Origin of the sequence: Commensalibacter sp. M0268 (assembly GCF_016101925.1) — a bacterium.
Classification (GTDB): domain Bacteria; phylum Pseudomonadota; class Alphaproteobacteria; order Acetobacterales; family Acetobacteraceae; genus Commensalibacter; species Commensalibacter melissae.
The window spans coordinates 359,625-384,451 of the sequence record NZ_JACFPQ010000002.1; the positions used below are offsets into that span (position 1 = coordinate 359,625).

Annotated in this window: 27 protein-coding genes and 1 tRNA gene; 24 read left to right on the plus strand and 4 right to left on the minus strand. The window is 38.2% G+C overall.

The annotated features are described in order from the left end of the window. Positions 1-2: 2 nt before the first annotated feature. The 14 genes from H3R28_RS04990 to leuB all read left to right on the plus strand — a co-directional run bounded on the left by H3R28_RS04990 (position 3) and on the right by leuB (position 13,223). A complete protein-coding gene (locus H3R28_RS04990; RefSeq protein WP_198209901.1) occupies positions 3-1,322 on the plus strand; it encodes a dihydroorotase in 1,320 nt (439 codons plus the stop codon). Between the two features lie 42 nt (positions 1,323-1,364). Further along, a complete protein-coding gene (locus tag H3R28_RS04995; protein ID WP_198209903.1) occupies positions 1,365-1,742 on the plus strand; it encodes a hypothetical protein in 378 nt (125 codons plus the stop codon). Positions 1,743-1,792: 50 nt separating this feature from the next. Beyond that, positions 1,793-2,476, plus strand: coding sequence for a tetratricopeptide repeat protein (locus H3R28_RS05000; RefSeq protein WP_155565325.1), 684 nt, complete (start codon positions 1,793-1,795; stop codon positions 2,474-2,476). A 2-nt stretch (positions 2,477-2,478) separates the two neighbouring features. After that, entirely contained in the window at positions 2,479-3,855 is a 1,377-nt protein-coding gene (locus H3R28_RS05005) for a PQQ-binding-like beta-propeller repeat protein (protein WP_198209905.1), read from the plus strand. Positions 3,856-3,867: 12 nt separating this feature from the next. Next, entirely contained in the window at positions 3,868-5,250 is a 1,383-nt protein-coding gene (der, locus tag H3R28_RS05010; protein ID WP_408869244.1) for a ribosome biogenesis GTPase Der, read from the plus strand. Positions 5,251-5,395: 145 nt separating this feature from the next. Further along, positions 5,396-5,947, plus strand: a complete 552-nt coding sequence (locus H3R28_RS05015) for a Spy/CpxP family protein refolding chaperone (protein ID WP_155566700.1) — start codon at positions 5,396-5,398, stop codon at positions 5,945-5,947. Positions 5,948-6,144: 197 nt separating this feature from the next. Next, positions 6,145-7,533: a signal recognition particle protein gene (gene ffh, locus H3R28_RS05020; RefSeq protein WP_198209907.1), complete on the plus strand. Its 1,389-nt coding sequence runs from the start codon at positions 6,145-6,147 to the stop codon at positions 7,531-7,533. Between the two features lie 40 nt (positions 7,534-7,573). Continuing rightward, positions 7,574-7,933 carry a 30S ribosomal protein S16 gene (gene rpsP / locus H3R28_RS05025; RefSeq protein ID WP_110438903.1) on the plus strand — a complete coding sequence of 120 codons (360 nt, stop codon included), beginning with the start codon at positions 7,574-7,576 and terminating at the stop codon, positions 7,931-7,933. Positions 7,934-7,964: 31 nt separating this feature from the next. Further along, positions 7,965-8,522: a ribosome maturation factor RimM gene (gene rimM / locus H3R28_RS05030; protein ID WP_155569145.1), complete on the plus strand. Its 558-nt coding sequence runs from the start codon at positions 7,965-7,967 to the stop codon at positions 8,520-8,522. Further along, positions 8,506-9,219, plus strand: a complete 714-nt coding sequence (trmD, locus tag H3R28_RS05035) for a tRNA (guanosine(37)-N1)-methyltransferase TrmD (RefSeq protein WP_110438905.1) — start codon at positions 8,506-8,508, stop codon at positions 9,217-9,219. Before rimM ends, trmD begins: the two co-directional genes overlap by 17 nt. Positions 9,220-9,246: 27 nt before the next feature. After that, complete coding sequence (gene rplS, locus H3R28_RS05040) at positions 9,247-9,633, plus strand: 50S ribosomal protein L19 (RefSeq protein ID WP_110438906.1); 387 nt, start codon at positions 9,247-9,249, stop codon at positions 9,631-9,633. Between the two features lie 127 nt (positions 9,634-9,760). Then, positions 9,761-11,164 (plus strand): 3-isopropylmalate dehydratase large subunit, encoded by a 1,404-nt coding sequence (leuC, locus tag H3R28_RS05045; RefSeq protein WP_198209909.1) that lies wholly within the window; start codon positions 9,761-9,763, stop codon positions 11,162-11,164. Beyond that, entirely contained in the window at positions 11,164-11,799 is a 636-nt protein-coding gene (gene leuD, locus H3R28_RS05050; protein WP_198209911.1) for a 3-isopropylmalate dehydratase small subunit, read from the plus strand. Before leuC ends, leuD begins: the two co-directional genes overlap by 1 nt. Positions 11,800-12,113: 314 nt before the next feature. Further along, on the plus strand, positions 12,114-13,223 hold the full coding sequence (leuB, locus tag H3R28_RS05055; RefSeq protein WP_198209913.1) for a 3-isopropylmalate dehydrogenase: 1,110 nt from the start codon (positions 12,114-12,116) through the stop codon (positions 13,221-13,223). Between the two features lie 295 nt (positions 13,224-13,518). Here the strand turns inward: leuB and rpsU are convergent, their stop codons facing one another. Then, on the minus strand, positions 13,519-13,722 hold the full coding sequence (gene rpsU / locus H3R28_RS05060) for a 30S ribosomal protein S21 (RefSeq protein WP_084440514.1): 204 nt from the start codon (positions 13,720-13,722) through the stop codon (positions 13,519-13,521). Between the two features lie 154 nt (positions 13,723-13,876). On the opposite strand from rpsU, the gene H3R28_RS05065 reads away from it, so the two are divergent. Genes H3R28_RS05065 through H3R28_RS09060 form a run of 3 tightly spaced genes read left to right on the plus strand, consistent with a single transcriptional unit; the run spans position 13,877 to position 16,564 of the window. Further along, the gene (locus H3R28_RS05065; RefSeq protein WP_198209915.1) at positions 13,877-14,425 is read left to right on the plus strand and encodes a MarR family winged helix-turn-helix transcriptional regulator; all 549 of its coding nucleotides are present in this window, start codon (positions 13,877-13,879) and stop codon (positions 14,423-14,425) included. Beyond that, positions 14,412-15,134: a response regulator transcription factor gene (locus H3R28_RS05070; protein ID WP_198209917.1), complete on the plus strand. Its 723-nt coding sequence runs from the start codon at positions 14,412-14,414 to the stop codon at positions 15,132-15,134. Before H3R28_RS05065 ends, H3R28_RS05070 begins: the two co-directional genes overlap by 14 nt. Before the next feature lie 29 nt (positions 15,135-15,163). Further along, the gene (locus H3R28_RS09060; RefSeq protein WP_198209919.1) at positions 15,164-16,564 is read left to right on the plus strand and encodes an ATP-binding protein; all 1,401 of its coding nucleotides are present in this window, start codon (positions 15,164-15,166) and stop codon (positions 16,562-16,564) included. A gap of 2 nt (positions 16,565-16,566) precedes the next feature. On the opposite strand, the gene H3R28_RS05080 is transcribed toward H3R28_RS09060, so the two are convergent. Further along, entirely contained in the window at positions 16,567-17,193 is a 627-nt protein-coding gene (locus H3R28_RS05080) for an outer membrane protein assembly factor BamE (protein WP_198209921.1), read from the minus strand. A 105-nt stretch (positions 17,194-17,298) separates the two neighbouring features. Between H3R28_RS05080 and H3R28_RS05085 the strand changes: the two genes are divergently transcribed. The 7 genes from H3R28_RS05085 to H3R28_RS05115 all read left to right on the plus strand — a co-directional run bounded on the left by H3R28_RS05085 (position 17,299) and on the right by H3R28_RS05115 (position 21,491). Beyond that, positions 17,299-17,829, plus strand: coding sequence for a DUF177 domain-containing protein (locus H3R28_RS05085; protein WP_198209923.1), 531 nt, complete (start codon positions 17,299-17,301; stop codon positions 17,827-17,829). A gap of 227 nt (positions 17,830-18,056) precedes the next feature. Next, positions 18,057-18,260, plus strand: coding sequence for a 50S ribosomal protein L32 (gene rpmF, locus H3R28_RS05090; protein WP_155565337.1), 204 nt, complete (start codon positions 18,057-18,059; stop codon positions 18,258-18,260). 80 nt (positions 18,261-18,340) lie between these two features. Further along, on the plus strand, positions 18,341-19,381 hold the full coding sequence (gene plsX / locus H3R28_RS05095; protein ID WP_198209925.1) for a phosphate acyltransferase PlsX: 1,041 nt from the start codon (positions 18,341-18,343) through the stop codon (positions 19,379-19,381). A gap of 35 nt (positions 19,382-19,416) precedes the next feature. Next, complete coding sequence (locus H3R28_RS05100; RefSeq protein WP_198209927.1) at positions 19,417-20,382, plus strand: beta-ketoacyl-ACP synthase III; 966 nt, start codon at positions 19,417-19,419, stop codon at positions 20,380-20,382. Between the two features lie 112 nt (positions 20,383-20,494). Further along, positions 20,495-20,800 carry an integration host factor subunit alpha gene (locus H3R28_RS05105; RefSeq protein ID WP_155565340.1) on the plus strand — a complete coding sequence of 102 codons (306 nt, stop codon included), beginning with the start codon at positions 20,495-20,497 and terminating at the stop codon, positions 20,798-20,800. 11 nt (positions 20,801-20,811) lie between these two features. Then, positions 20,812-21,366, plus strand: a complete 555-nt coding sequence (locus H3R28_RS09065; protein ID WP_198209929.1) for a MerR family transcriptional regulator — start codon at positions 20,812-20,814, stop codon at positions 21,364-21,366. Positions 21,367-21,417: 51 nt separating this feature from the next. Next, positions 21,418-21,491 (plus strand) — tRNA-Pro (locus H3R28_RS05115). Between the two features lie 4 nt (positions 21,492-21,495). Here H3R28_RS05115 and H3R28_RS05120 read toward each other — a convergent pair. Next, on the minus strand, positions 21,496-22,602 hold the full coding sequence (locus H3R28_RS05120) for an AI-2E family transporter (protein ID WP_198209931.1): 1,107 nt from the start codon (positions 22,600-22,602) through the stop codon (positions 21,496-21,498). A gap of 22 nt (positions 22,603-22,624) precedes the next feature. Beyond that, a complete protein-coding gene (locus H3R28_RS05125; RefSeq protein WP_198209933.1) occupies positions 22,625-24,718 on the minus strand; it encodes a S9 family peptidase in 2,094 nt (697 codons plus the stop codon). Positions 24,719-24,827 lie beyond the last annotated feature (109 nt).

The following is a 24,827-nucleotide window of genomic DNA, read 5'->3' on the forward strand; positions in this document are numbered from 1 at the left end:
TTGTGCATTACGATCTGATAATTAAAAATGGTAATTGTGTTTTACCATGGGGACAATATGAAACCGGTATTGGTGTAATCAAAGGGCGTATTCAATCCCTGTCTGTTCAATCAAGTGATGCTGCTGAAAAGATTATTGATGCGAAGGGTCTTTATGTTCTTCCAGGTTTGATGGATTGTCATGTGCATTTTCGCGAACCGGGAAATGATATGGTTGAAACAATTGAAACCGGGACAAAAGCGGCAGCGATGGGTGGATTGACCACTGTTTTTGATATGCCCAATACAAATCCTCCCACAGCGGATAAGGAAATGATCATATGGAAACAAGAAAGGGCAAGGGAGACAAGCTGGGTTAATTTTGGATTTTACGTTGGTGCCACAAGGGAAAATACGCAAAACCTACCCAAGCTCGAAACAATGAAAGGGGTGTGTGGTATCAAGGTTTACGCCGGCTCTTCAACCGGTTCCTTAATGGTGGAAGATGATGAAAGCCTTGAAAATATCATGCGGTATGGTCATCGCCGAGTATGTTATCATGCCGAGGATGAATATCGTTTACAGACTAGGAAAAAGTTATTCTGTGAGGGTATGCCTTATGAAAATCATCGTTTGTGGCGTGATGAGGAATGTGCATTTCTTGGAACACGACGTATCATAAAATTAGCCCGTAAAACAGGTCGACCCGCGCATATCTTGCATACAACGACCCAGGAAGAACTTGAATGGTTGGTTGATTATAAAGATATCGCAACCGTTGAAGTGCTAGGAAATCATCTAACCCAAATCGCACCGGAATGTTATGAACGGTTAGGAGGTTTGGCGGTGATGAATCCTCCTATCCGTGATAAAAGACACTATGATGCGTGCTGGAGAGCGATTGAGAATGGTGTGGTTGATATCGTTTCCTCGGATCATGCGCCCCATGATCCAGAAGCCAAGGCAAAACCATGGCTATGCTGTCCATCAGGAATGCTGGGTGTACAGACTCTCGTGCCACTCATGTTGAATCATGTAAGTGAGGGACGATTATCGCTTGGTCGTTTGGTCGATTTAATGGCATCTAATCCGGCAAGAATATATGGCATGCCTACAAAAGGACGAATTCAGGTCGGTTATGATGCGGATTTCACCCTGGTTGATATGAAAACAAATCGTCGTATCACCAATGACTGGATCGTTTCACCTGCAGGTTGGACACCTTATAATCAAATGGAAGTGACAGGATGGCCTGTTGCAACAATCGTAAAAGGTAAAATCGTGATGCAGGATAATGAAATTTGTGGGAAACCTGACGGAGATTTGGTAGATTTTCTACCATGAGTCTGCATCATATCTAACTTTATCATCGAAAGGAAATATCCGATGAAAAAATTCATTTTGACCGCTATGATTGGATTTTCTCCAATACCCGGCGTGGCTGCTTTTGCACAGGATTGGACTGCATCCTGTGGCAATGAACCCAAGTCACCAGTGATAAACGTAAGCAATGTTACCAAATACAATGCCAGTGTTGAGCAGTTTAATAATTATAACAAGGCTGTTCATGTGTATTATGCATGTATTTCAAAACAGGCGCATGCAAAACAGGTTGCCATTAGCCAAAAAGCAAGAAATGAAATGGAATCGATCCAAAAAGTTAGCGCTGAAATGAATGCTAGAATTACTGCCAATCTTAATAAAATGCGTGCCACGATTGTCGATGGAAGTAAAAAATTAAAAAATGCAACAGGTGGAAAATAAAAAAACTGCCAAATTCAAGTCATAATAAACGCACAAAGGAGAAACTGTAAGTGTCAGAAGACCTGTTTAAAGAAATAGATGAAGAATTACGGACAGAAAAACTGCATTATTTCATGAGACGTTATGCTAAATTGGCAATAGTTGTTATTATTGCTGGTCTGGCCGTATTTGGTCTTTTACAGTTTAATCATTGGCAAAAGCATAAGAAAATTGTAAATGCATCAAATTCTTATATGCAGGTCATGCAAAAAACAGTACAGTTATCTCCTCAATCCAAAGATGATAAGATGGTTGACCAGATCATTGGTGAATTCAACCATATATCCAATCATTCTCCCCAATCTATACGGGCATTGGCACAATTAAAACAAGCATCATTACTACTGGATCAGGGAAAGCTTAAAGAGGCATCCGCAATTTGGGAAGCTTTGAGATTTGATAAAACTGCATCGCCTGATTTTCGTAATCTGGCTAATTTATTGTGGATTGAAAACCATCTTGATAATGTAGATCCAGGTGAATTACATAATCGTATCAGAGAATTGTTGGATCACAAGACTCCTTGGTATGCTTTGGCACGAGAGTGTGAGGCGATTTTGGATCTTAAAACTGGTAAAGTTATAGAGGCGAAACAGGTTTTTGGACGTTTATCTACGGATATGAATGCCAGTCCAGAACTACGGAAAAGGGCAAATGTGATGTTGCAGGTTATTGCAGCGAATAAAAGGGTTTAACGATGCAAGATATTCTACCTATAAAAAAGAAATTTTCACGTCGATCGATTCTTGCGACAACCGCAACTGGAATGGCCTTGGCAGCTTGCGGGCATAAGGATAATAAACCTGTTATTATTGGTAAACGTATAGACGTTTTTAGTACTGGTGCCGGACTGATGGTCGATCATAGTGATAAAACTCCAATCACTATTCCAGCACCTGTTATTGACGAGAAATGGATGCTTGAGGGAAGAACGGCTGATCATGCCTCAATTCACAGTGCGATGGGTGGCGTGCGTAGAATGTGGAGTTGCAGTATCGGATCAGGAAATTCCGAACCAAGCCCTTTATCCTATATTGCGCTGGGATCAAAAGGCCAGGGCATCATCAATACAACTCCGGTTATAGATGGCAATCATTTTTTCACAATGGATGCTGTGGGTAAGGTAACTGCGTTTGATTGGCAATCACGTAAGTTGCTATGGCGACTAAATCCCAAAAAGAAAAAATCAAGATCAAGTAATTTGGGAGGTGGTATTGGATTAACCGAGGATGCTTTATATATTGTGGATGGCGTGGCCGAAACTTTGAGGGTGGATCGGGAAACGGGAAAGGTTGTATGGCGTGTGGATGTTGGTACACCTGGTCGTTCCGCACCAACAATCGTAAACCAGTTATTGTTTTTTGGCACCATAGATGGACGGTTATTTTGTTTGGATACAAAAACGGGAAATCAGTTATGGTCCTATAGTACAGGCAGTGTTCAAACAAAATTATTTGGTCAGCCAGCACCAGCCTATTCAGAAGGCATTCTTGTCGCAGGCTTTGGATCAGGAGATTTGATTGCGTTGCGGGCAAATACCGGGGAGCAGATTTGGACTGATACGCTGGGTCGAAATGGCCGTAATGCTTTTGTGGATTTTGCGGCAATCAGTGCGCTTCCTGTAATTGCTGATGGTACGGTATATGCTATAAGTATCGGCTCAATCTTGGTGGCACTGGATTTAAGGTCTGGTCGACGTATTTGGGAACGTGAAGTTTCAGGTCAAAATTCAATGGTTGTTATTGGCGATTGGTTATTTGTTCTTTCCCTTGATCAGCAACTGGCTTGTCTTGACCGTGTAACGGGTCGGGTTCGTTGGGTCACTCAACTGAGACGTTTCAAGAATATGGAAAAATATAAAGATCCCATTGCTTGGTATGGTCCTGTATTAGCAGGCGGACAACTTATCTGTATCAGTGATTTTAACGATATTGGACTGGTAACCTTCAGTCCGGCATCAGGTAAAATAACCAATATTGTTAAAACAGGTATAACTCCCGCTCTAGCTCCGGTGGTTGTAAATGAGCGTTTGCTGATCCTAGGGCAAGATGGTAAATTAACTGCTTTTGGTTAGGAAATAAAATACGTGACATTGGCTAAACACAAATTGCCTGTTATTGTGATCGCGGGTCGTCCTAATGTCGGTAAATCGACATTATTCAATCGGCTGGCGGGAAGACGCTTTGCAATTGTAAGCGATCAGCCGGGGGTGACACGAGATCGGAAATCAGTTGACATTCTTTTAAACGATTGCCCCGTTACCTTAATTGATACGGCTGGATGGGAAGAGGATGATCCCGAAACTGTACATGGTCGTATGCGTATATCCTCTGAACGGGCGGTTGATATGGCAGATGTGATTCTTTTTTGTGTTGATGCCAGAATGGGTATAACACCTGTTGATGAACATTTTGCGCAATGGTTGAGAAAACAGGGGCGTAAAATTCTTTTGGTTGTGAATAAGGCCGAAGGTCATTCCGGAAATGTAGCCGCCTTGGAAATGTATAAATTTGGTTTGGGGGAACCCATTCCTGTTTCTGCAGAGCATGGTGAAGGTATCATGGATCTTGTAGACCGGATTGAGGCGGAGCTTCCAATTGAAAAGTTCCAGGATAATTCGGCATTAAATATATCATTGGAAAATTCTGAAGATAAACCATTGAGATTGGCAATTGTGGGACGTCCCAATGCCGGCAAATCAACTCTGATCAATCAATTGATAGGGGAGCAGCGTGTAATTACCGGGCCGGAAGCTGGATTAACGCGGGATTCAATTTCAGTATCCTTTCATGATGAAAAAGGGGAAATTGAATTGGTTGATACCGCCGGATTGAGGAGAAAAGCCAGAATTGATGAGACACTTGAAAAAATGTCTGTCTCTGCCAGTATTGAAGCTCTTAAAATGGCCGAAGTGGTTGTATTGGTTATTGATGCTGAATTGGGCATTCATGAACAGGATTTACAAATTGCCCGTCTAATTGAAAGAGAAGGACGCTGTTGCGTTATTGCGCTTAATAAGTGGGATATTTTAAAGGATAGGGTGGCTACCCGCCAGATTATAAGAGATAGAATTGAGATGTCGCTTTCACAAATGCATGGCATTCCTATCATTGCTTTTTCAGCTCTTACAGGTCGAGGGGTTCATAAATTAATACCCGCGGTTCGAAAAGCCTATGATATTTGGAACAAACGTATTCCGACAGGGGAATTGAACCGTTGGTTTGAAGAGGTTATTTTGAGGCATGCCCCTCCCATGATTGATGGACGCAGATTAAAATTACGTTACATCACGCAAGCCAAGGCCCGACCACCAACCTTCATATTATTTGGAACTAGAACTTCAAAACTTCCCCTGGATTATCAGAGATATTTGATGAACGGTTTGCGTGAAATTTTTGATATGCCTGGAACGCCAATCCGTTTGCAATTCAGAGATAGCAAGAATCCATATATTCATGAAAAACAATGAAACTCAAAAAACACATTTTTAAAATTATTTTGTAATAAATATAAAAAATCTTCATACTTTTGCCTAAAACTTTGATAAAATTGAACTAAGTGATAAAAGAGTCCAAACCTTTTATTGCTTTTCAATAAAGAAAGGATGGCTTTTTATGTTTAATAAGAAAATGTTAACCTCTTTGGTTGTTGCCGGCGGTCTAAGCCTTGGCAGTATGGTATCTGCAATGGCCCAACCTGTTGGAATGACACCTCCACCTCCACCTCCCGGTGGCATATTTGGACCTGCGGTTGGTCCATTGGGATACATGTTCGAAAATCTTAATCTTAGCGCCGAACAACAGGCAAAAGCCAAGGTAATCGTCGATAGTGCTCGATTAAAGGAAGAAACCACTCGTCAGCAAGTTGAGGCTGTACATAGAGATATGGCAAATGCTTTATTGGCACCTGGTAAAGTAACAAAAGGAAATCTTGATCCATTTGTGGATAAATTGGAAAAACTTCACAGAGAAACTGCTGAAAATCATACCAAGACATTACTTGCCCTTCGTAACATTTTGACGCCAGACCAGTTGGTTCAGTTAAAAGCGCGTATCATCAAGATGAAGGACATTCATGGTCAAATGCAGTTATTGCGTGGACAGATGCGTCAAACAGCAACAAATGGAACCGCAGCACCAATGGTTGCGCCTAACCAAGCTCAATAATAATCAATAATTAGCTGAAGCTTTTTATAAGAAGCATGGTGACAGATAGAATTGAACAACATGCTTCTTATTAAACAATTATTCAATTGACAACCAATTAAAAATCAGGTTAATTCTATTTTCTAGATTAAGAAACGTTACCTCACGAAGGCTCGTGCAGTAACGCGTTATTTATTGTGTAAATGTAGGAAAAAAACGTGTTTAACCGTTTATCTGGTAAACTTTCTGGTGTATTTGACGGACTTTCGAAACGGGGGGCATTGTCTCAGGAAGACGTTAATGAGGCCATGCGTGAGATCCGTTTGGCAATGCTTGATGCCGACGTTGCTTTGCCTGTCGTCAAGGAATTTGTTAAAAAGGTTCAGGAAAAATCTGTTGGTCAGGAAGTCTTGCACAATATTTCACCTGGTCAGGCAATTGCCAAAATTGTAAATGATGCATTGATTGATGCATTGGGTGGATCAGGTGCTGTACCTCTTGCATTGAATGCTGCGCCACCTGTTCCTTATTTGATGGTGGGTTTGCAAGGATCTGGTAAAACCACGACTTCGGCAAAGATTGCATATTTCCTAAATCGTCGTGAACGCAAGAAAATATTGCTTGCCAGTTTGGATACCTATCGTCCTGCCGCCCAATTGCAATTGCAGCAATTGGCCAATCAGATACGCGTAACCGCATTACCAATTATCGAGGGACAAAATCCATTGCAAATTGCCAAACGGGCCATGGAGATCGGTCGTTTAGAGGGATATGATATTGTTATCCTGGATACAGCTGGACGTTTGGCGATTGATGATGTTTTGATGCAGGAGGTTCAAAATATCAGAGATGCGGTTCAGCCTGTTGAAACCCTTCTTGTCGTTGATGCTATGACAGGGCAAGATGCGGTTAACACAGCCAAGCATTTCAATGAGAAAGTTGGGATTACGGGTGTTGTTATGACCCGTATGGATGGGGATGCACGAGGTGGTGCCGCATTATCAATGCGGGCAATTACTGGCGCCCCAATCAAGCTGGTTGGTATGGGTGAAAAGGTTGATGCGTTGCAGGAATTCTATCCCGAACGTGTCGCCAGCCGTATTCTGGGATTGGGAGATATAGCGGGGCTGGTTGAAAAAGCTTCTGAAACTCTCGATACAGAGGAAAATGAACGTCTTGCCAAGAAGATGCTCAAGGGGAAATTTGATTTGAATGATTATTCGACTCAAATTTCACAGATAAATAAAATGGGATCAATTTCCAACATTATGGACATGATCCCAGGTATGGGAAAAGTTAAAGAAAAACTTGGCAATAAAGAGATAGACACTTCGATTCTTAAACGTCATCAGGCCATTATTTCATCAATGACTAAGGCCGAACGCAAAAAGCCTGATATTATTAAGGCATCTCGTAAAAAAAGGATTGCGGCAGGATCGGGGACAACAGTTCAGGAAGTCAATCGGTTGTTAAAACAATATGATCAGATGGCTTCCATGATGAAGCGGTTTAACAAGCTGGGCGTTAAAGGTTTAATGCGACAGGGGTTATCTGCTCTTTTACCTAAAGGAATGACGCCTCCACCTGGTGGTGGGATGATGCGTTAGTTTCTTTCATTAATGGCTAGAATCTGGAGAAAAAGAATCAATGAGCCTTAAAATCCGTTTATCCCGTTCAGGGTCAAAAAAACGTCCATACTATCACATAGTTATTGCTGATAGCCGTTCACCTCGGGATGGACGTTTTATTGAAAAAGTGGGTTCTTATAACCCCATGCTTCCTTCCGATCATGCTGAAAGAGTTCGTTTGTTTAATGAACGGATTAGTTATTGGTTGACAAAAGGGGCACAGGCAACCGATCGTGTTGCACGTTTTTTGGCAAATGCTGGTTTGGCGGAAAAATTTGTCTATAACGAACAGCCTCAGAAGTCTGCGCCGAAGAAAAAGGCCCAGGAACGTGCTGAAGCCGCAGCTAAGAAAAAAGAAGAAGCTGAAGCTGAGGCTTAATTGTTGATTATTGAATAAGGTTGCCCCTTTGATGAAAAAACAGTTGGTTCATGTTGCAACGATCGGGAAACCCCATGGCGTTAACGGGCTGGTAAGGGTTTATTCGTATCTGGAAAAGGCAACAGATCTACAAAATTACAAGGAACTGATTGATAATCATGGGGAGCGCTGGTCTTTAATCTGGAAAAATGAACCAATTGCCATCCTTTATGATGGAAATAAAAATCCTGTTGATTCCAGAACAAATGCCGAACATCTGACAAACCGTAAATTATACGTAACAAGAGATTCTTTTTCAGATTTGGAAGAAGAGGAATTCTATTTGGTAGATTTAATTGGTTTGCAGGCTCGTGTTCAGAAAATCAATCAGCAAAAGGAAGCGTTTGGTATCATTGATCATGTCCATGATTATGGTGCGGGTACCAGTCTTGAAATCAAACTGGATTCCAAAGAAATCATTATTGTTCCTTTTACAAAGCAATGTGTACCGGTAATTGATCTTGAAGCGGGATGGGTAAAAATCTGTTTACCTCATTTTATTGAGGTTTCACCTAATGAAGGTAATAAGGGAAATGTGTTGGCAGATTGAATTGTTGACTTTATTTCCTGAGATGTTCCCCGGCTTTTTGGAATTTTCCCTGGCGGGCAAAGCATTAAAAGAGGAAAAATGGACTTTGAAAACGCATGATTTGCGTCAGTTTGGTCATGGCAAACATAAGGCTGTTGATGATACGCCGTTTGGTGGTGGGGCAGGAATGGTTATTCGAGTGGATATACTTGATGCTGCCTTACAGGCTACTTTACCGCAGGATGATCGTCCAGTTGTTTATTTTTCGCCGCGAGGACGTGTATTGCAACAAAAAGATATTCTGCGGTTTGTATCAGGGAGTGGTTTATATTGTATTTGTGGTCGCTATGAGGGGATTGATGATCGGATATTTCAAAAATATTCAATAGAGGAGATTTCTATTGGAGACTACATTCTTTCTGGTGGTGAGCCTGCCGCACTTGTTTTAATGGATGCCTGCATACGTCTGTTACCTGGTGTTATGGGATCTGATACCAGTGGGGAAGAAGAAAGTTTTTCTGAAGGTCTTTTGGAATATCCGCATTATACGAAACCTGCCAAGTGGCAGGGATATGACGTGCCCGAGATTTTACTTTCAGGACATCATGGGGCAATTGCTGCATGGCGTCAAGAACAGGCTGAAATGGTGACCAGAATGCGCAGACCAGATTTGTGGGACAGTTACCAGCGTAACAGTAACCTTAAAAATAATGACTGAATTTATATATTGTTAAAGGAAAAGATGATGGATATTATTCAAAAATATGAGGTTGACGAAATTGCTCGTTTAACAGCAGATCGTGCCATTCCTGAATTTTTCCCTGGGGATACAGTACGAGTTGATGTTCGTGTTGTTGAAGGGGAACGTAAACGTGTTCAGGCTTATGAGGGTGTCGTAATTGCACGTTCAAATAAGGGACTAAATAGTAATTTTACCGTTCGTAAAATTTCAAATGGTGAAGGAGTGGAACGTGTGTTTCCTCTTTATTCTCCAACAATTTCTGCGATTACGGTTGTCCGTCATGGTCATGTTCGTCGCGCAAAACTATATTATTTGCGTGGTCGTAGCGGTAAGTCAGCCCGTATTGCAGAACGTAATCGCGATGTTAATAAAAAAACAGAATCTGTTTAACAGGTTGAACTGATTTTTTATTTTATATTCTGATAATTTATAAAAATTATCAGAATAAATTATTTTAGTTTCTTGATATTTTGGATATATAAACTTATTGAATATAAAATTTTAAAAGGATAAAAAAATGAAAGCTCGTACTTTGTTTGATAAGTTGTGGGATAGTCACGTGGTAAAACAACTTCCAAATGGTACGGCACTCCTTTATATTGACCGTCACTTAATTCATGAGGTTACTAGCCCGCAGGCATTTGAAGGGTTACGGTTGGCTGGACGTAAAATTCACAGTCCGGAAGCGATGATGGCAGTTATTGATCACAATGTTCCCACAACAGATCGGGATAAACCGATGGAGGAAGGAGAAAGTCGTCATCAGATAGAAGTTTTAGAGAAAAATGTTAGGGAATTTGATGTCCCATTCATTCCATTAAAATCTGCCCGTCAGGGGATCGTCCATGTTGTTGGACCCGAGGAAGGGATAACATTACCAGGTATGACTATTGTTTGTGGTGACAGTCATACTTCTACCCATGGTGCATTTGGTTCGCTTGCTTTTGGTATCGGAACTTCAGAAGTTGAACATGTGATGGCAACTCAAACCTTGCTACAGAAACCAGCCAAAAATTTTAAGATTAATATTGAAGGTAAATTAAAACCAGGTGTAAGTGCGAAAGATATTATTCTTGCTGTTATAGGAAGAATTGGTACAGCTGGTGGAACAGAACATGTAATAGAATTTACTGGTTCAGCGGTAAGAAATCTTGATATGGCGGGGCGGATGACCTTGTGCAACATGGCTATTGAAGCTGGTGCCAGAGCCGGGATCATAGCACCTGATGAAGTTACTTTTGAATATATTAAGGGGCGTCCATTTGCACCAAAAGGGAAAAATTTTGATGACGCTGTAGCTTACTGGAAAAGTTTGGTTTCTGATGATGGGGCGTATTATGATAAAGTTGTAGATATAGACGTCAACAATCTTGATCCTATGGTAACATGGGGAACAAGTCCAGAAGATGTGATATCTATTAAAGATAAAGTGCCAGATCCAGAAAAATTGAAGGATGAATCTCAACGTAAAAGAAAAAAACGTATGTTGAACTATATGGATCTGAAAGTTGGTCAACCGATTGCCGGTACAAAAATTGACGCTGTTTTTATAGGCTCTTGTACAAATAGTCGTATAGAAGATTTTCGGGCTGCGGCATATATTCTTAAAGGGCATAAAATTGCAGATCATGTCTGGGGACTGGCTGTACCCGGGTCTGGATTAATTAAGAAACAAGCTGAATCCGAAGGATTGGATAAAATATTCAAAGAGGCAGGTTTTGAATGGCGTGAAGCTGGTTGTTCCATGTGTTTGGCAATGAATCCAGATCGTTTGGAACCAGGACAAAGGTGTGCCTCCACTTCCAATCGTAATTTTGAAGGTCGTCAAGGTCCTGGCAGTAGAACACATTTAGTATCTCCAGCCATGGCTGCCGCTGCTGCAATCAAAGGTGAATTAACGGATGTAAGGGATATGATGTGATGGAAAAATTTGACAGTTTGACAGCAATTGCAGCTCCATTACCCGAAGAAAATATTGATACTGATAAAATAATACCGGCTCGTTTTCTCAAAACGACCAAAAGAAGTGGTTTGGGTAAATTCGCTTTCTATTCTTGGCGTTATGATGATAATGGAAATGAACGAAATGATTTTATACTTAATCGTGACCCGTATCGTCAGGCGAAAATTTTAATCAGTTATGAAAATTTTGGTTGTGGTTCGTCTAGGGAACACGCGCCTTGGGCTTTGCTTGATTTTGGAATACGATGTGTAATTGCACCTTCCTTTGCGGATATTTTTTTTAATAATGCATTTAAAAACGGAATATTGCCGATAAAGGTGTCCAGGGAAATTTGTGAACAATTGGTTGAGGATACCAAAATGGGAGCAAATGCTCGTATAACGGTTGATTTGGTACATCAAGAAATTATACGACCTGATGGTAAAAAAATTAAATTTGAAATTGACCCATTACGCCGTCAATTGCTTTTGGAAGGTTTGGATGATATTGGTCAAACCATGCAACATGTTGAATCAATTAAAAATTTTGAAAAAAACAGAAAGGAAAAGCAACCCTGGTTTCCTGAGATAATAATTGATGAACATAATATATAATTAATTCTATTCATAAATGGTTCATTTATTTAACTGAGCCATTTTTTATATTTAATTAATCACAAAACTAGGCATTAGTCTTTAGATTGAATTATTTTATAAGAAAAAATATTTGTCTAAAATTAATTATACAATTTTTTTGCAAACTCATTCTTAACAATAAAAACCAATGTATAAATCAGGTCAAAAATTATTTTTTCAAAATTAAAGCTTTTTTAATTAGGTTATGTAATAGATAATTACATTTTCTTTGTTAAAACTAATAAAGTTAAAAAAAAATATTTTTAATTATTTTTATTATTGCGAGAATTTTTATGACAAAAGAAAAAAAAATTTTGGTTTTGCCAGGGGACGGGATTGGTCCAGAAATCATGGAACAGGCTGTAAAAGTACTTGAGTGGGTAGATAAAAACTCGACGTTATCTTTCAAGCTTGAATATGAAGTGGTTGGAGGTGCATCCATAGATCAAAATGGAATACCATTAACTCAAAAGGTTATTGAAAAAGCAAAAAAAGCTGATGCGGTTCTTTTTGGAGCTGTTGGTGGACCGAAGTGGAATAATATTGATTTTAATAATCGACCTGAATTAGGGATTATTGGTTTACGTAAAGAACTTGGTTTATTTGCCAATTTACGTTCAGCGATTGTTTTTGATTCTCTGATTGAGGCCAGTTCAGTTAAACCTGAGATCATTAAGGGTTTGGATTTAATGATTGTTCGCGAAAGCACAGGAGGCGTTTATTTTGGTTCTCCCAGAGGAATTGAAACATTACCTGACGGAACTCGTAAGGGAATCAATACAGAAGTTTATACAAGTAAAGAAATCGAAAGAATTGCCCGTGTAGCTTTTGAGTTGGCTCGTCAACGCCAAAATCATGTTTGTTCTGTTGATAAATGTAATGTGATGGAAAGCGGTCTTTTATGGAAGGAAGTGGTGACAGAGATTCACCAAAAAGAGTATCCAGATGTTAATTTATCTCATATGTTAGCAGATAATTGTGCAATGCAATTGGTCCGTCAACCCTCACAATTTGATGTTATTTTGACCAGCAATCTTTTTGGGGATATTCTGTCAGATTTGGCTGCAATGCTGACGGGAAGTTTGGGTATGTTGCCTTCAGCTACACTAGGGGAGAAACAGTCAAATGGGGTTATTCCAGCATTGTATGAACCAATTCATGGCAGTGCTCCAGACATAGCTGGACAAGGAAAAGCCAACCCATTGGCACAAATTCTTTCTTTGGCGATGATGTTGAAATATTCATTTAATGAACAACAAAATTCACAGAAAATCGTAAATGCATGTAAATTGGTATTAAACCAAAATTATCGTACACCGGATATTATGAGTATGGGAAAAAAAGAGGTAAACACGCAAGAGATGGGAAAACTTATTCTTGATCATTTAAATGGAAAAAATTAAAAATATTGAATATAAAGTTTTTAACATAACTTTTGAAAAATTATTATTCATTGGATGAATAAGATCAATTACAACGATATGTAAGGTTATGTTCAGCATAGGAAATGCTGGTAATCAACATTATCAATATAATATTTTGGGCAAATTTAATTCGTATCTAATATTATTTGCTCAATTTAGATTAATGGATTTTTGGTAATAAAAACTTATATTGTAAAATGTAAATTTACTTTAGAATATATCTTATAAAAGAAATATCATTTAATTTCTTTTATAAGAGTAAAACTTTTGCGGTTTAAAAACCTTCACGTTCCAAACGTTTACGTTCCATTTTACGTGCACGTCTTACAGCTTCTGCAGCCTCTCGGGCACGTCGCTCAGAGGGTTTTTCATAATGGCGACGAAGTTTCATTTCACGGAAAATTCCCTCGCGTTGCATTTTCTTTTTTAAAGCTTTCAAAGCTTGATCAACATTATTGTCTCTAACCAAAACCTGCACTTGGCCATCATCTCCTGTTAAAGTTAAAAGTTAAGTAGTAAGATATATAGTGTATATAATTGTTATAAGTTTACCGCAAACATACTCTATTTTATTTAAAAAGAAAATAGATTATTATTGTCTCACGGTTTTCAACTTATATAAAGTTTTTTATTTGTCTCGTTCTATAAATTTTGATTTACCTTTATACAAAGCTGGTGAAGAGTTATTATTTCTGCATGAAGATAAAATTCGATTTATGCAGGATATATTTTTTTTTATCCATTATGAAGCCATGTCTATTGTTGAACCAATATTAGATGAATATAGAATTGGATTGGCTCATTTTCGATTGATGCAATTTATCTGTCATTATCCTGGGATTTCGGTAGGTGAGCTATGTTCAATGCTTGGAATTACAAAACAAAGTTTGAATCGCGTATTAAGAGAGACGCTTGAACAAGATTTTGTCTATTTTCAGCAAACTCCAATAGATCGCAGGAAAAAAGTGTTATTCTTGACAAAAAAAGGGAAAAAACTGGAGGAGGAACTTTTTAGTCTTCAACGCAAACAATTTGTTCGCGCTTTCAGAGAGGTTTCCAATAATACATATATAGAAGGATTTCAGCGTATATTATATGGTATGATCAGTAAAAAATCCAAAAAAATGCTAGAAAATCTTACCATTCGTAAAATCAAAGATAAAAATAATGTCGGAAAATAACAAATCATCAAACGAAAAAGATATTTTACATATTTTAGTTATTGATGATGATCCGCGTTTACGCCGGTTGTTACAGCGGTATTTAAGTGAAAATGGTTTCCGGATCAGTGGAGCGGAATCAGCATATGAAGCGCGTCAAATGTTAAAGTTTTTGCAACCTGATGCATTGGTACTGGATGTTACAATGCCAGGTGAGGATGGTTTGCAATTGACACATTCCCTTCGGGAGGAAGGCAAGGATATGCCGATCATCCTTTTGACAGCCAGGGGAGAACCGGAAGATCGCATAGCTGGATTGGAAGCTGGTGCAGATGATTATTTGGGAAAACCTTTCGAACCCAAAGAGTTGTTGCTTCGGCTGAAAATTCAGTTTCGCCGATTGACGCAACCCATTGCAGCGGAAAATATACGTTTAATTCGTCTTGGAAATATGGAGTTTGACCCTGTTCGAAATTTGTTATGCGATAAAAATGGCATTATTCATTTAACAGGGGGGGAGATAGCCTTGTTAAGGGTATTGGCGACGCAACCTAATGAGATTTTATCCCGTGAGGAAATCGTTCAAAAAATTGGAATGGAGGAAATTGGTGAGCGTGCCGTTGATGTTCAAGTAACAAGGTTGCGAAGACGTATTGAGACGGACCCTCGACAACCGCAATTTTTACATACCGTAAGGGGTAAAGGCTATGTTTTAAAACCTGGATATTGAAAAATTAATTAATAACAGAAAATATAATTGTGAAAAATTCATACACGAATTTAAAAATTCCAAATTATTTTATAAATCGTAAATTTATTGTTGAACGCACTGTACGACGAATTTTGCCGCGCTCCTTATTTAGTCGTTCACTTTTGATGATTTTAATTCCATTGATTGTTACGCAAACAATTTCACTGGAATTGTTTTATGGTAATTATCTTAGTACTGTTTCTCGTCGTTTGACAGATACTGTTGGCAGTGAGGTTGAGTTCATCGTCAATCAGTTTAACCAAACTAATTCGAGAGTAAAATATAATCAGATTATTGAGGATGCACAAAAATATTTTCAATACTCGATTACCTGGCGCAAAGGTCAAATATTCCTTGGAAACTCAAGAAAAAAATCGAATATTATCGGACCTGTTGATGAGCTTCTCAATCAAACCCTGGCGGATCGACTTGATGAACGGTTTGTTGTTGACTGGTTCAGTATAAAAGATCAGGTCAAGATATCCATAGAATTAAAACAAAGTGTAGTGGACATTCTAATACCCAAAAAAAAATTAACGGCTGGTAGTGTTTGGCTTTTTATTTTCTGGATTGTGGGAAGTGCGTTGGTTTTGTTTATAATGACTTCTGTTTTTGCGTGGATACAGTTCAGGGCCATTCGAAGATTATCCAGATCTGTTGAAAAATTTGGTAAAGGGATTGATCCAGGTAATTTACATCCTGATGGTTCAAGAGAACTAAGGAATGCAGCAATTGCCTTTAATGTCATGCGTGAAAGAATTTTAAGATATGTCAAGCAACGTACTGTTATATTGGCAAGCGTTTCCCATGATTTGAGAACGCCTTTGACCCGATTAAGGCTCAGTTTAGCCATGCTCCCTCAAAAAGGAATGTTTAATGCTGAGGAACAGGTTCAAGATATCTTGGAAATGATTACCGACATTGAGGAAATGGAACAAATGATTTCTGCTTACCTTTCCTTTGCAAGGGGTGAAGGAACGGAAGAACCGGTTTTAACAGATGTTTCTCAGTTAATTAAAGATTGTGTTGCAGCAGCATCTCGGGCCGATACGCGATTTTTGTCAGTTGAAATTGATCATGACCTGCCAGATTTGATTATTAGACCTCATAGCATACGTCGAGTTTTTTCCAATATTTTAGATAATGCTAAAAGATATGGGGGGGATGTAAAATTAAAGGTTCATATGAAAGGAAAAGGAATACAATTCATCATCGATGATGACGGTCCTGGAATAGAAATCGAAAGAAGAGAAAGTGTATTCACGCCATTTGAAACAGGTAATAGACAAAAAGGCACTGGATTGGGACTGTCTATTGCGAAAAATATAATTCAGGGACATGGTGGTGATATAAAATTAGAAACCAGCCCATTGGGAGGGCTGAGAGTAATGATATTTATACCCAGATAGGTTTATGGCAATGTATTTCCTGAGCTGCCAGGTCCACCCGTTGTAAGTGGATTGCTTGAGAAAGGACCACCGTTACTGTTCGGTCCGAAGGTACTTCCAAGTCCCATTGCACTTAGTGGAGAGTATTTGCCAATATTTCCTAATAATTGCTGGAAAAAATTAGTTTTTGTTCCAGGAGTTGGAGTTACCTCTGATACCATGCTGACATTTTTAGCGTCTCTTTTACCCAATTCTTGTATTTTTGTTAATGTCCCACTCTCATTAAAATACAAGGAAAGCACTTTTTGTTTTTTTATTCCTGGATAGGAAAGCGGGACAAGATGAGTCATCATCGATATGTAAATCCAGTTATTATTATTAAATGTCGCGTAGGTTGTAGGAGATCCCAAAATGTCGATAACATCTGATTTACTGGTACTACCAACTTTTAATGCAGAAAGGTCATTTTTTTCAATTATTGTTCCTCTTGGCATTGGAGGGGGAGAGAGAACTGAGCAGGCGGAAAATAATAGACTGCAAGAGATTAAGGAACCTAAAATAATATTCTTGCTTGTTTTTTGCTTAAATTGAGGACAGGATTTACTTTTAAGAAGGTATACAAGAGGTTTTTTGTTGAAGCTGGAAGGCATAATGAATACATGATCCTCAAGTTAAACGAAAAATTAATCTTATAATTAAAGAGGTATTGTAGTTTAAATTAAACTGCAACAAAAAAAAACATTAGAAAGAAAAAAATGAATAGCTGTTGCGAGTTTTCAAAAAAAATATTTATCAATCAAATACAAAAAAAAGAATTCAGGGTTACCATTGAAGCAGATAAATCAGAAAGAAAGGCTTTGGCTGAGCGGTTTTCAATTCCTGAAATTCTTTCTTTGTCATGTTTTTATAAATTGGCTTATTTTCATGGTGGTCATATAAGGGCGCAGGGAATACTAAAAAGCAGCATAATACAAAATTGTGTTGTTTCCCTAGAGGATTTTCCGGTTGATATCGAAGATGGATTTGAGTTGATTTTTATACCTTTGTCTCAAGTTTCAAGTGAACTGGAGGAGCTGGATGATCCAGATATTATTCCTTATGATAATGACTATATTGACATTGGAGAGGTGACTGCACAGCAACTGGCATTATTGCTGGATCCTTATCCTCATAAGCCTAATGTTGAAAAAAAACTGATAATTAAAGAGAAAGATTTGGAAATACAAGGGATAAAACGTAAAAAGGACAGTCCATTTAAAATTTTGGAAAAATTGAAAAAGGGTTAAAAATTGTTTTTTCATAATATATTTGTATATTAATATTCTTGTTATTTTAATCAATTAAAGTATATTGTTTTTCAAAAGTGTTAGGGAAACCTTGACACGCTTTTTCAAGCTTGCTTAAAAGCCGATATTCTGTTAGACAGGTTGCTTCAATTTGAATGTTCAATCATGTCGAATGAAATTGGTTATACTGGTTAAATTATTAGATAAATTAGGATAGGAGGGATCCCATGGCTGTTCCAAAGAAGAAAACGTCACCATCACGTCGTGGAATGCGTCGTAGTCATCATGCTTTACGCACTGAGGCTTATGGTGAATGTGCAAATTGTGGTGAACTGAAACGTCCACATCATGTATGTAGCCACTGTGGCTATTATGATGGTCGTGAAGTCGTCGCTGCCGGAGATGCTTTGAAGACCGCAGTACATCAATAAAACTGGAAAGCGTATTATAAATACCGATAACAACATTTTGATGTTAAGTTTAATGGTTTTTATAAATTGTAACTGTATTTATGACTGCAGAATCAGATATTCAAACGAAGCCTCAATATGATCTTGCGATTGATGCAATGGGGGGGGATCATGCCCCTGAAATTGTTATCAAGGGTCTTGAGATTACAGCCGTTAGACATCCAGAAGCAAAAATACTGTTAATCGGAGATAAAGAAAAATTGTCTCCGTTACTGAAAACATATTCCAAGGCTGCCCAAATATGCGATGTTCAGCATACAGACGTGGCTGTTCCAATGGAAATGAAACCTACTTCCGCTTTGAAATTACGAAATTCATCAATGCGTCTTGCCATGCAAAGTGTTGCATCGCAACAAGCCAAAGGGGTTGTTTCTGCCGGAAACAGTGGTGCAATGTTAGCACTGGCACAGGTTATCGTTAAAACGATGCCTGGTATTGCACGCCCGGCAATGGCTGCGATTACTCCAACAGCTAAAGGTGATATTGTAATGTTAGATCTGGGGGCGAATGTTTCCTGTGACAGTCGAAATTTGGTTGATTTTGCCATAATGGGTAACGCTTTTGCAAAAGCTGTGCTTGGTTTACCTAAACCCACGATTGGACTTTTAAATGTTGGTTCAGAAGAATTGAAGGGTGATGATCGTCTTAGAAATGCAGCCGAAGTGTTGCGGAATAGTCCTTTGTCCGGACAATTTTATGGGTTTGTAGAAGGACATGATATAACGGCAGGTACAACAGATGTTGTTGTTACAGATGGATTCACTGGAAATATTGCCTTAAAAACAGGTGAGGGTGCCCTCAAACTCGTTTTTCACCTTTTAAAACAAGTTTACAGTTCTGGCTTGCGGGGAAAGTTGGGTTATCTGTTTGTTCGACCCGGATTGGAACGTATGCGCGAGTGGCTGGATCCCAAACGTTATAATGGGGCAATTTTCGTAGGTCTAAACGGGGTTGTTGTGAAATCTCATGGAGGTACGGATGAAGAAGGTTTTGCATATGCCGTGGATGTTGCGATGGATATGATCAAGCACGGATTTTATGAAGAAATCCTTACGGGTTTATCACAGGTAAATCCACAGTAATAGCGGTTATATTAAATTAAAGGGTTTCTATAGGAATGATTTATCGTTCACAACTTGTTGGATTTGGTGGATATTTACCTAAGCGTATCTTAACAAATGATGATTTGACATTGATGGTAGATACATCTGATGAGTGGATTCGTGAACGTACAGGTATTCGCGAACGTCATATTGTCTCGGAAGGTGAGACATGTGTTTCCATGGCTGTTGAGGCCGCAAGACAGGCAATTGAATATGCAGGGATGAGTGTGCAGGATATTGATGCAATTGTTGTCGCAACTTGTACACCTGACAAAATATTTCCAAGCACTGCGGTTGAAATTCAAAAAGCGCTTGGAATAAAAAAGGCTTTTGGATTTGATGTTTCATCTGCCTGTGCTGGATTTGTATTCGGATTATCAGTTGCAGACAATTTTATTCGTTGTGGACAGGCAAAAAATGTATTGCTGATAGGTAGTGAGGTGTATTCTCGAATTCTTGATTGGAAGGATAGAAGGACCTGCGTTTTGTTTGGTGATGGAGCGGGTGCTGTTGTTTTAGGTGCTGTTAACACGGAGACCGAGAGAGGAATTCTTGGATGCTATCTTCATACGGATGGTCAATATGCGGATTTATTATATGTGGAAGGCACACCAGCAAAATTTCAAGATCAATGCTTTTTACGTATGAAAGGGCAGGAAGTTTTTCGTCATGCAATAACAAAACTATCCGAGGTTATTGAAGAGGCGCTAAATGATCACAATCTAATATATCGTGATATTGATTGGTTGGTTCCACATCAAGCAAATTTACGGATTATTTCACGTATGGGTGCAAAAATCAAATTACCCCCTGAAAGGGTGATTGTAACTGTTGATCGGCATGCCAATACGTCTGCGGCATCCATACCGTTGGCCTTGAATGAAGCAGTGAGAGATAATCGTATGAAAAAAGGTGATTTAATCGTAATTGAAGCAATAGGAGGCGGTTTAAGTTGGGGGTCTGCATTGGTAAGATTGTAAATATATTTTTAAAAAATTAATTTAAAAATAATACAGAATTTATTTGGTAACACTATTGAATGAATGGTGTTAGACTTGTCATTTCAGTAACGGATTGTAATTATTTTAGACTATGCAAACTTTAACTCGTGCAGGATTAATTGAAAAACTTTATAGTCATATTGGCTTGTCCCGTAGTGAATCAGCTCAATTGCTAGAAACGGTTTTGGAAAAAATCGTTACAACCTTGGAAAAGGGTGATTCGGTTAAAATCAGTGGATTTGGTACTTTTTCTGTCCGAAGAAAAGGAAACAGAATTGGGCGTAATCCTAAAACAGGTGTCGAGGTTGAAATTGAACCCAGATATGTTTTGAGTTTTCGCTCCAGTCAGAAATTGAAAAAAAATGTTAATGAGGGTATGATTAAAAAATCTTCTTGAAAGGATAAATAATGACCCAAGGTAACTCTGCTCAGATTATTAGTCAATCGAATGAAAAAGTAGATCCTGATTCAGAAGATAATGGAGTTACCAAAAAGGAACCTGGGGCTTTCCGTACTATTAGTGAAGTGGCTGATGAAATTCATGTACCCCAGCATGTTCTGCGTTTTTGGGAAACGCGTTTCCCTCAGGTTCAACCAATAAAACGAAGTGGTGGTCGTCGTTATTACCGTGTTGAAGATATAACGCTTCTAAAGTATATATCTGAACTTTTATATATCCAAGGATATACGATAAAAGGTGTTCAGCGTCTTTTACAAGAAGAATTATTGAATAATAAAGTTTCGGATAATGAACAATTAAATTTTAAATCGGAATCTGATATATCGATAACAAATGAATCTCAATCCTCAAATGATGATCTGACAAATATAGATGAAAATAATCAGCAAGATTTACGTAAGGAATTGGAAAAATTGAAAAATGAAAAATCAATGCTGATTGATTCATTAAAAAATGTTTTGGTTGAGTTGCAAGAATTAAGAAAAATAATAGCTGAGGCTTAATTTTATATTGATCCAAATAAAATTGACTGCTATATGGCTGTATAGATTTAACGGGCAGTAGCGCAGTCTGGTAGCGCATCAGTCTGGGGGACTGGGGGTCGTGGGTTCGAATCCCGCCTGCCCGATTCGTTAATATTTTCTTTTTTCAGCTGTCCAATTGTTCCATAACATAATTATGGCGGCCATTATCGCTGGACCGATAAATAAACCAATCATACCCCAAGATTCCAGCCCTCCCAAGATACCGATTAATACCCATATAAATGGTAATTTTGTTGAGCCACCAATCAAAGCTGGTCTGATAAAATGATCTGCAATAAAAATAATGATGCAGCCAACAATCAGTATAGTTAAAGCTATCAAATAGGAAACTTGAAAAAAAGCGATAAATGCAACTATACCAATGGCAATCAGGGGGCAAAAGGGGATCATTGCAGCCAAGGCTGTCAATACGCCCAACAATGCAGCATGCGGTATATGCAGGAAATAGTATAAAGTTCCAAGAATGATACCCTGTCCTAGCCCGACCAGAACTAGTCCCGAAACTGTTCCATGAACTGATGAGATCATTTGTTGAGCAATTGTTTCCCCTTGTTTGCCAAACAACCGTCTCGAACCTGATTTGCATTGATGAATAATTGATTCACCATCTTTAAAAATAAAAAATAAGGTTAAAATTGAAAAGAAAAACAGTAAACCTCTATGAAGGATTTGTGATCCTATTTTTTGTGTAACATATACTCCATGACTTAGATGCAAATTGGAAATTAGTGTCGAGGCAGAAGATGGATCTTCAAGGTTTTCTTTCCACCAGTGAATGATATTATTGTTTATAACTGGGATTTTATTAAGCCACTCGGGTGGTGGTAAACCCTCACGACTAATTTTAATGACCCAACTTATGCCTGTTTGCAAATCTTTTGTTGCTTCAAGTGCTATAAAACCCAGGGGAAGAAGAAAAACCAGGGTAATAAAACAGGAAAAAATAAAGGGTAGTATAAAATTAAATCGTTCATAGGGCCATTCTTGCTTGACAGTTTTGTAAAATGGCCAGCATGCTATGGCAAAGATAATTCCCCAAATCAGGGAAAACAAAAAGGCTTTAATGGTATATAGACCAAATAGTATCAATACGATACTTAAACAACTGTGGGCTATAGTTTGATTATGGATTTGCTCTGCCAGTGATAATTGGCGCGAAATTTTTCTATTGATTATATGATCATCTTGGGACATGTTAATTATTCCCCAATATCCGTTATAATTCTTTTTTGATAATGGAAATGGCGAAGGCCTGAATGAAGGCGGCCTCTTTTAAGGCTGTATATCGACCTGCAGCTCCCCCGTGCCCTGAATCCATATTTATTTTCAAAAGCAAGGGATTGGACGATATATTGTGATCTCTTAGTTTTGCAATCCATTTTGATGGTTCCCAATAGGTAACACGCGGATCAGTCAGGCCTCCCATTGCAAGTATGGCAGGATAGTCTTGTTCTTTTATATTATCATAAGGTGAATAACTGGCTATATATTGATATGCTTTTGAATCTTTGAGAGGATTGCCCCATTCTGGCCATTCTGGAGGTGTGAGAGGTAAAGTAATGTCTGACATTGTGTTTAATATGTCTACAAAAGGAACGACAGCAATGATTGCCGCAAAAAGATCAGGGCGTTCATTGGCTATATATCCCATTACCATACCGCCTGCTGATCTTCCGTCAGCAACGATTTTTTTTGGCTGTGTATAATTTTGTTCAACAAGATAATCGGCACAGCAAATAAAATCGGTAAAAGTGTTTATTTTGTTGAAGCGACGCCCCTCCAAAAACCAATTCCAACCTTTTTCTGATCCGCCACGAATATGGGCTATGGCATAAATCCACCCTTGTTCGATATAATTCAGTGCTGTTATGGAAAAAACAGGGTCAATGGCATATCCGTATGATCCGTAACCATAAAGAAGGGTTGGGTTTTTACCGTTTAATTCAATATCTTTACGATAGGTCAAGGTCATGGGAATTTTTTCACCGTCGTTTGCAATAGCCCATATCCTTTTTGATTTGTAAAGGCTTGAATTATAACCGCAAGGAATTTTTTGCTGTTTAATGATTTCTTTTTTACCAGTTGGAATATGAAAACAATTCCAGCAACGTGGAGTTGTAGGAGACTGATAACTATATCGTAACAATTCTGTATCATATTCAAGCGTTTCATCCAGGGAAAGAAGGTATGCATCTTCATCACCTGAGATAATTTTATTTTCATCGTTTGTATTGGTGATGATTATTTTTGTATTAACCTCATGACGTTCCAATCTTATAAAATAATTTTTAAACGCCTTGAATTCCATTAGGTAAATATCAGGATTATGATTAATCCAATTTTGCCAAATTTTTTTTTCTATTTTATCCTGTATCAAATTATTTGGTATGGGCAATCGCATGAGTTTAAAATTGTATGCATTATCTTCATTTGTATAGATAATAAAATGATTGTTCCAATCTGTTATTTTGTAAAAAACACCTGTTCGTCTTTTTTTAAAACATATTGCTGCATGTGTGGGATGTTGTCCCGATATGATCCAGACCTCGCTGGTATCATGATTATTGGCTGTTATATAAATCCACTGATTGGAAAGACTGCGCTCAATATTAATAAAAAAGCCTGAATCTTTCTCTTTATAAACTAGAGTATCTTGAGAAGTGGCTATATGATGTCTGTAAATTGCGGTAGGTCTGCCTTGATCATCGCGATAGACCCAAAATATATACTGACTGCATGGTGAAAAACAGTAAGATCCAGAACAGGGTGAAATGGATTGTGGTAATATATCTCCTGTCTCCAGATTTTTAATTTTTAAATACCAAATTTCTGAGCCTTGGGTATCTTCAATATAGGCAAAGTATTTATGGTTAGGGCTGTGTGAAACCGAGCCTATTTTATAATAATCAATAGTACTTGCCTGAATATTTGGATCAATAAGCAATTGTTCTCCAAAATCATGAATTGATTTTCGATAAAAACACTTATGCTCTTTTCCCTCTTCAAATCGTGAATAATATATCCAGCTACCGTCAGGAAGTTCAGGGCTGCTTTCTTTATCAGCCAATTTTGATTTCAAGGAAAGAAAAAGCTTGTTTTGCAACGGTTTAGTCTGCTGCATTATTTTATTAGCATAATTATTTTCCTGTTCAAGATATTGTTTTATCTCTTTTTTTAGTTTTGAAGGATTGGACAAGACTTCCTGCCAATTATCATCTTTTAACCAGGCATAAGGATCAGTTCTTGTAAATCCCAGTTGTTTTATGATTTTCTCTTTTTTAGGTGCTTTTGGCGGAAGAATTGATGACATAAGCTAGAACATTTCCTCTTTTTCAAATAATTTGCATAAGAGTTAAGACTATCATATTTTATCTGGATTAATGAAAAAATTAATTATTAGAAAATTGATAATTTCAGAT